The following is a 12,131-nucleotide window of genomic DNA, read 5'->3' on the forward strand; positions in this document are numbered from 1 at the left end:
ATCCCGCAACGGGTTCAACGGGCCTCCTGTTAGCGCCGGATCCCGTCCCCGCCGGATCCGCCTCCCTCCCACTCCCCGTCGTGGTTCCGTCCCGGCCCGTCCAGGACGTCCGCAGGACCGGTGTCCCCGCCCCGGCCCACCGCGGATCGAGCCCCGGCCACGTCCCGTACAGACCCTTCCCCAGTCTTCCCCACCCCCCGCTCGCGTACCACCAGCACCATCCGCACCACCAGCACGATCCGTACCTGACGCGCGCCGCTCACGTCGTCGGGCCGACTCCCCCTGCCCTGTTCGTCTCACCAACGGGAGAACGCCCTCGTGGCCACGTTCCTCTACAAAATCGGGCGGTTCGCCTTCAGGCGCCGCAAACTAGTCGCCCTGATATGGGTGGCACTCCTCGTACTCGCGGGGGTGGCGGCCTCGTCGGCGGCCACGCCCAAGGACCCCGGCTTCGCCCTCCCCGGCACCGAGTCCCAGAAGGCGTTCGACCTGATGGAGGAGCGGTACCCGGGCGGCGGCAGCGCCGACGGGGCCGTCGGCCGGATGGTCTTCAAGGCACCGGCCGGGCAGAAGATGTCCGACGCCAAGAACAAGGCCGAGGTCACCGAGGCCATCGCCGACCTCAAGAAGGGCTCGACCGAGATCTCCTCGGTCGCCGACCCCTTCGAGGCGGGCGCGGTCTCCGAGGACGGCTCCACGGCCTACATCGTGGTCGAGTACAAGATCAACTCGATGGAGTTGAGCGACAAGAGCAAGGAGTCGCTCACCGACGTCGCGAAGGACGCCAGGTCCGCCGGTCTCGCCGTGGAACTCGGTGGTGACGCCAGCATGGTCGAGCACGACGCCGCCTCCAGCGAGATGATCGGCATCCTGATCGCCGCGATCGTCCTGGTGATCACCTTCGGTTCGCTGATCGCCGCGGGTATGCCGCTGCTGACCGCCATCATCGGCGTCGGGGTCGGCATCTTTACCATCACCGCCCTGGCGAACGTGCTCGACCTGGGCACCACCACCTCCATGCTGGCGACGATGATCGGCCTCGCGGTCGGTATCGACTACGCCCTCTTCATCGTCTCCCGTTACCGCGCCGAGCTGACCGCGGGCCGGGAGCGCGAGGAGGCGGCGGGCCGGGCCGTCGGCACCGCGGGCTCCGCGGTCGTCTTCGCCGGTCTGACGGTCGTCATCGCCCTCGCCGGACTCGCGGTCGTCAATATCCCCATCCTCACCAAGATGGGCTTCGCCGCCGCCGGGACCGTCGTCATCGCCGTGGTCATCGCGATCACCCTGATCCCGGCGCTGCTCGGGTTCGCGGGCGACAAGATCCTCGGCCGCAAGGTGCGCAAGGCTCGCAAGGCCGGGGTGGACATCGGCCAGGGCGTCCCCGGCGCCAAGCCGAAGGCCGGGGTCCGCTGGGCGCAGTTCGTACTGCGCCGTCCGGTCGCCGTACTGCTCACCGCGGTCGTCGGCCTCGGTCTGATCGCCGTCCCGGCGGCATCGCTCCAGGTGGGTCTGCCCGACGAGGGCTCGTCCTCGCCGGCCTCCACCCAGCGCAAGGCGTACGACATGCTCGCCGACGGCTTCGGCCCCGGCTTCAACGGTCCGCTCACGATCGTGGTCGACGCCAAGAAGAGCGCCGACCCCAAGAAGGCGGTCGACGAGGTCGCCACGGCCGTCGAGAAGATGGACGGTGTGGCCGCGGTCGTCCCGGCCGGGCTGAATCCGGCCGGTGACACCGGTCTGATCACCGTGATGCCCGAGGACCGGCCGGCCTCCACGGAGACCGAGAAGCTGGTCGAGAACATCCGCGGCGAGAGCAAGACGTTCAAGGCCGACAGCGGTGCGGCGATCTTCGTCACCGGTGCCACCGCCCTGAACATCGACTTCTCGCAGATGATGAACGACGCCCTGATCCCGTATCTGGCGCTCGTCGTCGGCCTGGCGTTCGTCCTGCTGATGCTGGTCTTCCGGTCGATCCTGGTCCCCCTGAAGGCGGCCCTCGGCTTCCTGCTCTCGGTGGTGGCGGCGCTCGGCGCGGTCGTCGCCGTCTACCAGTGGGGCTGGCTGGCCGATCTGTTCAATGTCGAACAGCCCGGCCCGATCATGTCGATGATGCCGATCTTCATGATCGGTGTGGTCTTCGGTCTCGCCATGGACTACGAGGTCTTCCTCGTCACCCGGATGCGGGAGGCGTACGTCCACGGGGAGCGGCCCGCAGAGACCATCGTCACCGGCTTCCGCGACGGGGCCCGGGTGGTCAGCGCCGCCGCCGTCATCATGATCGGCGTCTTCGCGGGCTTCATCAGCTCCGGTGAGCAGATGGTCATGATGATGGGCTTCGGCCTGGCGATCGCGGTCTTCTTCGACGCGTTCGTGGTCCGGATGGCGATCGTCCCGGCGGTCCTGGCCCTGCTGGGCGACAAGGCGTGGTGGCTGCCGCGCTGGCTCGACAAGGCGCTGCCGAACGTGGACGTCGAGGGCGAGAAGCTGCAGAAGCAGCTCGCCGACCGGCCGCAGGACCCGGACGAGGACCGTCAGCTGGTCCGCGTCTGACCCTGCCGCTGATCGCCCCTGGTCTCAGGGCGACGGGCCGCATCCCCGGATGGGGGTGCGGCCCGTCCGCGCGTTCCGGGGCGGCCGGCCTCCTCAGACACGCCCTAGGCCGTACGGGTGGCGGGTCCGTCGGTTCCCGTGGCCGTCAGCGGGCTCACGGCCGGGGCGGGGGCCGGGGGCGGGGTCGTCTCCGGCGGGCCCGGGGAGGCGTACGTATGGCGCAGGAACCGGGTCAGTACGTTCGCGTCGAACTGGACCACCGCGACCCCCTCCGGCGAGTGGAACTCCACCACCGCCTGGGCCCGGCCGCACGGCCAGATCTCCACGTCACCGCTGCGCACCGGGCCCCGCAGGCCGCTCTCCAGCAGCTCCCGGGGGAAGGTCCAGCCGGTGCCGCCGGGGAAGGCGAACCGTACGGCCCCGGGGTCGTCGGAGGGTTCGTAGGACATCGAGACGCGGACCGGACGGTACTGGGGGGCATCGCTCACGACCCGGGCCCAGGCGTGGTCCTCGACGGTGGTGGGGGACATCGGCCACTCCTCACAACGTCTCCTTTACCCTCTAATGTCCCATATTTTGGGGGAGGGTTCGATCGCGCTTTGCTCTCTTTTGGGGGTGCGGCGCTCTTGCGCATCATGTGCGGAGGAGCACAATCAATGCCGCCGCCGTACGTTCGCCCGCGCGCCGTTCCGGCCCGCTTACGCCGACTCCGCCGCTTCCGCAGCTCTCACCGACTCCGCCGACCGCGCCCGGGCACCCCCGGCCTCACGGCCCCGCTCGGTCTCGCCCGGCCCTGATCTCCTCCGGTCACTTCCCGTCTTTCCTGTTCGGTCGTCATCGCCATTCCGATCGCCTTACCGATCCGGAGCCCGCCATGCATGTACCCGACGGATTCATCGATCTGCCCGTATCGGCCGCCGCGGGGGCGGTGGCCGTCGCCGCCGTCGCGGTGAGCCTGCGCGGCGCCCGGCGCGAACTGGCCGCGCCCGGCAACGGATTCGGCACCGGCAACGGATTCGGCGACGAGCGGGCCGCGCCGCTCGCCGGGCTCGTCGCCGCCTTCGTCTTCGCCGTCCAGATGCTGAACTTCCCGGTCGCCGCCGGGACCAGCGGTCATCTCCTCGGCGGCGCGCTCACCGCGATCCTCGTCGGGCCCTTCACCGGGGTGCTCTGTCTGACCGTCGTCCTGCTGCTCCAGGGGGTCCTCTTCGCCGACGGCGGACTGACCGCTCTCGGTGTGAACATCACCCTCATCGGCGTCGTCACCGTCGCCGTCGCCTGGGGCGTCTTCCGCGCGCTGCTGTCGGTCCTGCCGCGCCGCCGGAGCGCGGTCACCGTCGCCACCTTCACGGCGGCACTGGTCTCCGTACCGGCGTCGGCGGTCGCCTTCAGCCTGCTCTACGGCATCGGCGGCACCACCGACGTCCCCTTCGGCACCGTGCTGGCCGCGATGACCGGGGTCCACGTCCTGATCGGCGTCGGCGAGGCGGTGATCACCACGGCGACCGTCGGCGCGGTGCTCGCGGTCCGCCCCGACCTGGTCCACGGGGCCCGGGACAGACTCTGCGTACCGCTGACGATCCGCAGGCCCGGTGCCCCGCACCCGGTCCCGGAACCGGCACCTGCCGCGGCGTCTCCGCGCGGGCCCCGGCCGATCCGGGCCGTCCTGCTCACCGGCGGGGCCGTCGCCCTCGTCCTCGCCGGTGTCGTCTCCTTCCACGCCTCACAGAGCCCCGACGGACTGGAGCGGGTCGCGACCGACAAGGGGTTCGGCGATTCGGCGGAGGAACACACCACCGCCGACTGGCCGTTCGCGGACTACGACATCACCGCCATCGCCGACGACCGGCTCGCGGGCGGCCTGGCGGGGGTCGCCGGGGTCGGCGTGACGGTCGTCGCGGGCACGCTGCTGCTCCGGGCCGTCACCCGCCGCCGGGCCGCGCACGGGCCCGAGGCGCCCCGTCGGCCGAAGTCACCGGGCGCCCCGGACACCGGTCCGGTCCCTCCGCCCCCGGCCCGTACCGAACGCCCGGCGGAACCGACGCCCTCGCCCTTCCCGTATCCGGCGCCGCCCCCGGGGTCGTCGGACTCTTCCGGTTCTTCGGGTTCTTCGGGGTCTTCCGGATCGTCGTCGGCATGGGACGACTGACGGCGGGCGCCGGGCCCGGCCACCGGCTCCACATCCCCCGGCGCTCGCCCGTCCACGCCCTGCCGCCCCACTGCAAACTCGTGGCCGTCCTCGGCTTCGTCCTCGTGGTCGTCTCCACACCCCGCCACGCGGTCCTGGCCTTCGTCCTCTACGCCGTCCTGCTCGCGGCCGTCGCCGCCGCGGCCCGCCTCCCGGCCGCCACCGTGGCGAAACGCCTGCTGATCGAGGCGCCGTTCGTCGCCTTCGCCGTGCTGCTGCCGTTCACCGTGCCCGCCGGGCCGGGGGAGAGCGTCGCCGTCGCCGGGACGGAGCTGAGCGAACCGGGCCTGTGGGGTGCGTGGAACATCCTCGCCAAGGGCACCCTCGGCGTCGCCGCGTCCGTCCTGCTGACCGCCACCACCGACATCCACGCCCTGCTGCTCGGCCTCCGGCGGCTCCGGCTGCCCCCGCTCCTCGTCCAGATCGCCTCCTTCATGATCCGCTACGGCGATCTGGTCGCCGACGATCTGCGCCGGATGACGATCGCCCGCCGTTCGCGCGGCTTCGAGGCGCGGGGCGTCCGCCACTGGAAGGTGCTGGCCGGGACGGCGGGCGCGCTGTTCATCCGTACCTACGAACGCGGTGAGCGGGTCCATCTCGCGATGCTCAGCCGTGGCGGGACCGGCACCGCGCCGCTCGCCGGGGCCGCGGCGGCGGGCGCGAGCCGGGCCCAGTGGACGGCCGCGGCGGCGCTGCCCGTCGCCGCACTCGCCGTCCGCCTCCTGGAAGGGAGCGTTCCGTGACCCCGCCCTCCGTACCGCCACAGCCACAGCCCCCGTCCTTGTCCGTACGCGGGCTCGCCTACGCCTACCCCGACGGCCACCAGGCCCTCTTCGGCGTCGATCTCAGCATCGGGCAGGGCGAACGGGTCGCCCTGCTCGGCCCCAACGGCGCCGGGAAGACCACCCTCGTCCTCCATCTCAACGGCATACTCGGCGGCGGCGCGGGCACGGTCGCCGTCGGCGGGCTGCCGGTCGCGAAACCCCATCTGGCCGAGGTCAGACGACGGGTCGGGATCGTCTTCCAGGACCCCGACGACCAGCTCTTCATGCCGACCGTCCGGGAGGACGTCGCCTTCGGCCCGGCCGCCGCCGGGCTGCGCGGGCCCGAGCTGGAGCGCCGGGTCGAGGCCGCCCTGGAGCGGGTCGGGATGGCGGGAGCCGCGGACCGGCCGCCGTACCACCTCTCCTTCGGGCAGCGGCGCCGGGTCGCGGTGGCGACCGTACTCGTGATGGAGCCCGAGATCCTCGTCCTCGACGAACCCACCTCCAACCTCGATCCGGTCTCCCGCCGGGAACTCGCCGACGTTCTGAGGTCGCTCGACGTCACCGTGCTGATGGTCACCCACGATCTGCCGTACGCGCTGGAACTCTGCCCGCGTTCGGTGGTGCTGGCTGACGGCACGGTGGTCGCCGACGGGCCCACGAGCCGGCTGCTGGCCGACCCCGGGCTGCTGCGGAAGCACCGGCTGGAGCTGCCGTACGGCTTCGATCCGGAGGCCGTCGCCGCCCTTCCCGACTGACCTGGAAGCCAGCGCCCTCCCCGGACGTTGCACCATGGACGGATGCACGGAAGCGGGAACCAGGGGACGGAGGCGGCCGAGGTGGAGATACACGGCACGGTGGCGGACGGTTTCGAGCCGGTACGCGACGCCTTCGTCCGCAACTTCGAACAGCGCGGCGAACGGGGCGCGGCGGTCACGGTCTACCGGGACGGCCGCCCGGTGGTGGACCTGTGGGCGGGGTCCGGGGACGCCGATCCGGACCCCGCCCCGGATCCCGGCCAGACCTCCGCCGTCCCGCCGTGGACCGCCGACACGGCCCAGATCGTCCGCTCGGCCACCAAGGGCGTCACGGCCGCCGTCGTCCTGCTGCTGCACCAGCGGGGCCGGATCGACCTGGACGCGCCCGTGGGCACGTACTGGCCCGAGTTCAAGGCGGCGGGCAAGGAGCGGGTACTCGTACGGCAGCTGCTGGCGCACCGCGCGGGGCTCCCCGCCCTCGACCGGCCCCTGACCCCCGCCGAGGCGGTCGACCAGGTCAGCGGCCCGGCGGCGCTGGCGGCCCAGGCGCCCGCGTGGGAGCCGGGCACCGACCACGGCTACCACCCGCAGACGTACGGCTGGCTGCTCGGCGAACTGGTCGCCCGGGTCACCGGCCGGACCGTGGGCCGCTGGGCCGCCGAGGAGATCGCCCGCCCCCTCGGGCTCGACTTCTGGATCGGGCTCCCGGCGGCCGAGGCGCACCGGGTGGGCCGGATCGGGCCGGTCGCCGAGCCCCCGGCGGCCGAGGGCGGCGGGTTGGCGCTGCGGCCGAAGCGGTCGGTGGCGGACGCGTACCGGGACCCGGATTCGCTGACGCGGCGCGCGTTCGGGGTGATAGCCCCGCTGCCGGACGAGAACGACCCGGCGTACCGGGCCGCCGAGATGCCCGCGTCCGGCGGCATCGCGACCGCCCGCGCGCTGGCCCGCTTCTACGCCGCGACACTCGGCCCGGTCGACGGCGGCCCCCGGCTCTTCGCGCCCGCGACGCTGACCCTGGCCAGGACCGAGGAGTCCAAGGGCCCCGACCGGGTCCTGGTCGTCCCCACCCGCTTCGGTCTCGGCTATATGCTCCACGGCCCGGCGTCGCCGCTGCTGGGCCCCGGCTCCTTCGGCCACCCCGGCCGGGGCGGCTCCCTCGGCTTCGCCGACCCGGACAGCGGCGTCGGCTTCGGCTATGTCACCAACGGCCTCCGCAAGGGCGTCACCGCCGACCCCCGGGCCCAGGCCCTGATCCGGGCGGTCCGCTCGGCGCTCTGACCCGGCGGGGCGACCGGCGTGCGGACCGTACGGATTCGGGGTCACCGTCCCGCGCCCGGGACTGCCGGACTCCGCGATCAAGAAGGTACGTTCGGTCCATGAAACGGTTCGAGGGTTACGGGGTCCTGATCACGGGCGCGGCCCGCGGCATCGGCGCGGAGACCGCGCGCCGGCTGGCGGACGAGGGCGCGCGGGTACTGCTCACCGATATCGACGGGCCCGCCGTCGAGGCCGCGGCGGCGGCGATACCGGGCGCGGAGGCGCTGATCTGCGACGTCTCCGACCAGGCCCAGGTGAACGCGGCCGTCGACCGGGCCGTCACCGCCTTCGGCACGCTCGACGTCGTCGTCAACAACGCCTTCGCGTCCGCCTGGGACGCCGATATCGCCGCCGACTCCGACGAGGTGTGGCGCCGCGATATCGACATCACCCTGATGGGAGCGGTCCGCACCGCCCGCGCGGCCCTGCCCCACCTGGCGGCGGGCGGCCGGGGCGCGATCGTCAACATCGGCTCCGTGAACGCCGAGGCGGACTTCGGCAACCACGCCTACAGCGCCGCCAAAGCGGGCCTGGCGTCCCTGACCCGCACCCTGGCCGGCGACGCGGCCCCGCGCGGCGTCCGGGTCAACCAGATCAACCCCGGCACGATCCGTACCGCCAACTGGGACGGCCGCGAGGCCCTCCTGGACGCTCTCGCCGACCAGGTCTACCCCCTGGGCCGGGTCGGCGAACCGGCCGACATCGCGGCGGCGGTCGCCTTCCTCGCCTCCCGCGACGCGTCCTGGATCACCGGCACGGTCCTCCGCGTCGACGGCGGCCTGCTGGCGGTCCACCAGGCTTTCGCGGCGATCACCGCCGCGCGGGACGAATCCGAGTAGCCGCCACCGGTGCGGGGGCGGTGCGGGTCTGCACGGGGGCGGCGGTACGGGGCCGCTCCCGTACCGCCGCCCGGGGCCCGGCCGGGACGGCTGACGTCGTGGTCAGGGGGTCAGCGGGCCGACGTGCCAGCCGTAGCGGATGCCCGCGAGGAGTTCGACGACCGTTCTGCCCGAGGGGTCCTTCGAGCCGGGCTCGTGGGTGAGGAAGGTCTCGGCCAGGAAACGCTGGTTCAGGGGGACGTCGCCGTCGAGTGTCGTGGTGGGCGCGTCGTGGAAGTTGCAGACCCGTCTGCCGTGGATCGAGGTGAGTCCGCCGTCCATGTAATACGGGTTCGCCCGGCCCATGTTGTCGATCTCGGCGGGGCGGTCCGTGCGGATGACCTGGATCCAGCGGAGGGTCTCGTGGATGCCGGGGTCGCCGTGGCGGGTGTCGGGGTCGTAGACGGCGTAGACGCCGCCGCCGAAGGTGACGCCCGGGGGGCGGCCGGGGGCCGGTCCGGTCGCGTAGACGCCGTAGGACTGGATCCGGAAGACCGAGCGGCCGCGCAGTCCGCCCCGGTAGCGGAAGGCGTAGTGGGTGCCGAACGCGGCTTCCAGGGTGCGGCGGAAGTCGATCTCGGGGTCGCCGGGGACCGGGACGTACACGGGGTGGGGCGCGGGGCCGGGGCGGTCGAGGGGGAGGAGGGAGATCCGGTGGGGCGTGCCGTTGAAGGAGAAGTCGGCGGCCGGGGTGTGGCCGCCGAGGGTGCCCGGTGGTTTTCCGGGGTGTTCGGGCCAGCCCGTGGCCTGGCTCGGCCGGTAGTCGGGCAGCAGCCGGTCGCCGGTGCGGGGGGCCGCGAAGGCTCCCGAAGGGGCCGTCAGTCCCGCCGCTCCGGCGGCGGAACCGGCGGCCAGCAGTGTTCTGCGGGTCAATCCGGATGGTTTCGGCGGGCGCATACGTCACCTCGGCGTGCGGTCGGATGAGGCGGGGCCGGCCGGCCCCGGGCCATTCGATCCGGTGCGGGGTTTCCGTACGGTTAGCGCCGAGAGGCCGCCGGGGCCGGGGCCGGCTGTCCGGCCGTGATACGGCGGGCGATCGCGGTGGCGTCCGCCGTGGTGTCGGCGGCGGAGGAGAGAGTCACGGCGACCGCCAGGGTGCGGCCCGCCGGGGTGCGGCCGGTCGTGAGGGCCCAGTTCACCGAGGACGACGGGACCCGGGCCGTGGTGGCGGCGCCCAGGGCGTCGGCCAGTTGGTCCGCCGTGCGGGCGGAGATCACGCGTACCGAGGGGGCGGGGGCCGGGTCGTCGGAGGAGGCCAGCAGCCGGGGCCCGGGCCGGAGGCCGTCGTTGAGGACGGTGGCCAGGACCAGTGCCAACTGGACCGGGGTGGCCGTGACGTCGGAGAGCCCGTTGGCGGTGAGCGCGAGCCGCGCCGGGGTCTCCGGGGCGTCCGGCCAGACGCTCTCGGCCGCGCGGAGAGGGGTGTCCAGGGTCTCGTCGCCGAAGCCGAAGGCCGCCGCCGTCGACTTCAGGGGGCCGGCGCCCAGATCTGCGGCGATCGCGGCGAAGACATTCGTACAGGAGTGCTTCAGGGCGGTCCGCAGGCTGGCGTTCTCGCAGCGGGGCGAGGGGCCGGTGAAGCGGTTGGTGCCGCCGGGGACGGTATGGACCAGCGGGGTGCGGGTGGCCGTGTCGACCGAGGGGACCAGGCCCTTCTCCAGCGCCGTCGCGGCGACCACCAGATGGGCGGCCGAGCCGGGGTTCTCGGCCCGTCGCAGGGCCCGGTTCAGTGTCGGCCGGGGCTCGGCCGAGTTCAGCCGCCCCCACGCGTCCGCGTCCGCCCTGGTGTTCCCGGCGAAGGAACCGGGGTCGTACGCCGGGGTGCTGACCAGGGCCATGATCTCCCCGCTCCGGACGTCGACCGCGATCGCGGCGCCGGTCCGGCCGCGCAGCCCGTCGAAGGCGGCCCGCTGGAGGGCGGGGTCGATGGTGGTCGGGACGTCCTTGCCCGCGTCGAGCCGGCTCCGTACGATCCGCTCCAGACCGGCGTCCCCGAAGGCCAGGGACCGGTAGCCGGTCACGGACGCGTAGACCTCGCCGTCGGTGTACGTACGGCGGAACGGGAACTTCGGGATGCCGGACGGCTCGGAGCCGGTGACCGCCCGGCCCGCGACGAGGATGTCACCCGGCCCCCCGGCGGGTTTCGGCTCCATCCGGCTCGGCCCGGGTGACACGTCCGGCGGGACGGGCGATACGTCGTCCGAGGTACACCCCGTCAAAGACATGGACGACATCGCCACGAGGGTGACGAGTACGGGGACCGCGGCGGCACGACGAAGGGCACGAAGGGGTGGGGTGGGCATCGCCACATCCTAGGCCGCCGGGGATCAACTGGTCTGGTCCACTGGCGAGTTGGCCGGGTCTGTTCCAAACCTCTCACGGTCCCCGCCGGTCCCTCACTTCGGGCCGCCCCGGGCCGCCCCCGGGCCGTCAGATCCGCCGGGTCCTTCAGCGGGCCGGTGCGGGCGCGGGCGCGGCGGGCAGGCCCGCGCGGGTGAGTTCCAGCAGCCGCCCCAGCCAGTTGCGGCCCCGGCCCCCGTTGTCGCCCCAGAAGTCGGTGTCGTCGTACTCGTCGTAGAGGATCGTCTCGTCCCCGGTGGCCAGCAGGATCGCCGCGAGGGCGGGGTGCTGGGCGAACTTGGCGTCGAGCAGCCGGGCCATCAGGGCCGGCCGGGTCCGGTCCCAGTCCGCGGGACGCGGGGCGTCCGCGGTCAGCCGCTTCGCCCGGCCCGGGGTGTCGGCCTCGGCGGCGGCGGCCCGGATCCCGGGGTCGGTCGTCGACAGGGCGAGGAACGCGTGGGCCACCGTGGGGTAGGTGGTGCCCTCGTAGTCGAAGGGCGCCGGATAGGTGATCCGGAGCGCTTCCTTCCCGGGGCTGTCGGACCCCTGCGGGTAGGAGTGGGGGATGTGTACGGAGGAGAACCGTCCGGCGGCGTTCTTCTCGGCGGTACGGTCCCCGGCCGGGGCGGGGCCCCACCGCTCGGCCGCCGCGAAGTAGCCGATCGCCTCCTCGTACTCCTCCGGGGTGACGACCTCGTCCACCTCCTCGTCCCGGCCGCCGACGCCTGCCGCGAGCACCCTCAGCGGCTGGTCCTTGCAGTCCATGTCGCCCAGCGCGTACCGCCGCAGCGTCTCCGGTATCGCGAGGTAGGCGGCGCGGACGGCGAGCCGGTTGGCCTCGGTGCGGTCGGCCATGAAGACATCGATCAGCGCCCGGCACCGGCCGGTGGAGTCGGGGCGGCCGTTCAGCTCGTCTATGGTGTCGCGGACCTCGGCGAGCAGCAGCTCGGGCGTGTACCAGGTGTGCGGCTCGTGGAACCGCCAGGCCGCCAGATGGTGCGCGGACGCGCGTCCGCCCTCCGGCAGGGACGTCGCCACCCAGCCGGACGCCAGCTTCTCCTCGAACTCGGCGAGGGTGAGCAGCCCCCACGCGTCGACGATGCCGTCCGCGTAGACGTACAGCTCGGTCAGGAAGTAGTTGCCGCCGTTGCGGATGAAGGCGGGCCGCCAGGTGCCGCGGATCAGGCGGCCGTCGGCCTTCCGGTGGACGATCTTGTTGCTGGGGATCATCCCCGTATTCTGCGCCGTGCTCGCGCGGGCCGGTACGCGGCGGTCGTCGCCGCCGCGCCATCTGTCCCGTACCGCGTACGGCCTCGGGTCACCGCCCGGCTCTTCG

At 73.3% G+C, this 12,131-nt stretch carries 10 protein-coding genes; 6 read left to right on the forward strand and 4 right to left on the reverse strand.

Translation table 11 applies throughout. The features are described from left to right. Positions 1-318 precede the first annotated feature (318 nt). The gene (locus tag ABZ714_RS21020; protein WP_358826785.1) at positions 319-2,550 is read left to right on the forward strand and encodes an MMPL family transporter; all 2,232 of its coding nucleotides are present in this window, start codon (positions 319-321) and stop codon (positions 2,548-2,550) included. Positions 2,551-2,654: 104 nt separating this feature from the next. On the opposite strand, the gene ABZ714_RS21025 is transcribed toward ABZ714_RS21020, so the two are convergent. Next, positions 2,655-3,080 (reverse strand): SsgA family sporulation/cell division regulator, encoded by a 426-nt coding sequence (locus ABZ714_RS21025; RefSeq protein WP_358826786.1) that lies wholly within the window; start codon positions 3,078-3,080, stop codon positions 2,655-2,657. A 344-nt stretch (positions 3,081-3,424) separates the two neighbouring features. Here ABZ714_RS21025 and ABZ714_RS21030 point away from each other — a divergent pair, with 344 nt between their 5' ends. From ABZ714_RS21030 to ABZ714_RS21050, 5 genes are all read left to right on the forward strand, one after another. After that, positions 3,425-4,699: an energy-coupling factor ABC transporter permease gene (locus tag ABZ714_RS21030; protein WP_358826787.1), complete on the forward strand. Its 1,275-nt coding sequence runs from the start codon at positions 3,425-3,427 to the stop codon at positions 4,697-4,699. After that, a complete protein-coding gene (cbiQ, locus tag ABZ714_RS21035) occupies positions 4,687-5,481 on the forward strand; it encodes a cobalt ECF transporter T component CbiQ (protein WP_358826788.1) in 795 nt (264 codons plus the stop codon). Before ABZ714_RS21030 ends, cbiQ begins: the two co-directional genes overlap by 13 nt. Further along, positions 5,478-6,260, forward strand: coding sequence for an ABC transporter ATP-binding protein (locus ABZ714_RS21040; protein ID WP_358826789.1), 783 nt, complete (start codon positions 5,478-5,480; stop codon positions 6,258-6,260). The genes cbiQ and ABZ714_RS21040 overlap by 4 nt, the downstream gene beginning before the upstream one ends. Positions 6,261-6,302: 42 nt before the next feature. Continuing rightward, positions 6,303-7,538 (forward strand): serine hydrolase domain-containing protein, encoded by a 1,236-nt coding sequence (locus ABZ714_RS21045; protein WP_358826790.1) that lies wholly within the window; start codon positions 6,303-6,305, stop codon positions 7,536-7,538. A gap of 98 nt (positions 7,539-7,636) precedes the next feature. Beyond that, positions 7,637-8,416 carry an SDR family NAD(P)-dependent oxidoreductase gene (locus ABZ714_RS21050; protein WP_358826791.1) on the forward strand — a complete coding sequence of 260 codons (780 nt, stop codon included), beginning with the start codon at positions 7,637-7,639 and terminating at the stop codon, positions 8,414-8,416. 102 nt (positions 8,417-8,518) lie between these two features. Here the strand turns inward: ABZ714_RS21050 and ABZ714_RS21055 are convergent, their stop codons facing one another. From ABZ714_RS21055 to ABZ714_RS21065, 3 genes are all read right to left on the reverse strand, one after another. Beyond that, positions 8,519-9,328, reverse strand: coding sequence for a hypothetical protein (locus ABZ714_RS21055; protein WP_358826792.1), 810 nt, complete (start codon positions 9,326-9,328; stop codon positions 8,519-8,521). Between the two features lie 104 nt (positions 9,329-9,432). Continuing rightward, a complete protein-coding gene (locus ABZ714_RS21060; RefSeq protein WP_358826793.1) occupies positions 9,433-10,758 on the reverse strand; it encodes a penicillin-binding transpeptidase domain-containing protein in 1,326 nt (441 codons plus the stop codon). 145 nt (positions 10,759-10,903) lie between these two features. Then, positions 10,904-12,025 (reverse strand): NADAR family protein, encoded by a 1,122-nt coding sequence (locus ABZ714_RS21065; protein WP_358826794.1) that lies wholly within the window; start codon positions 12,023-12,025, stop codon positions 10,904-10,906. Positions 12,026-12,131: the final 106 nt, after the last annotated feature.

Origin of the sequence: Streptomyces sp. NPDC006798, assembly GCF_040635975.1 — a bacterium.
Classification (GTDB): domain Bacteria; phylum Actinomycetota; class Actinomycetes; order Streptomycetales; family Streptomycetaceae; genus Streptomyces.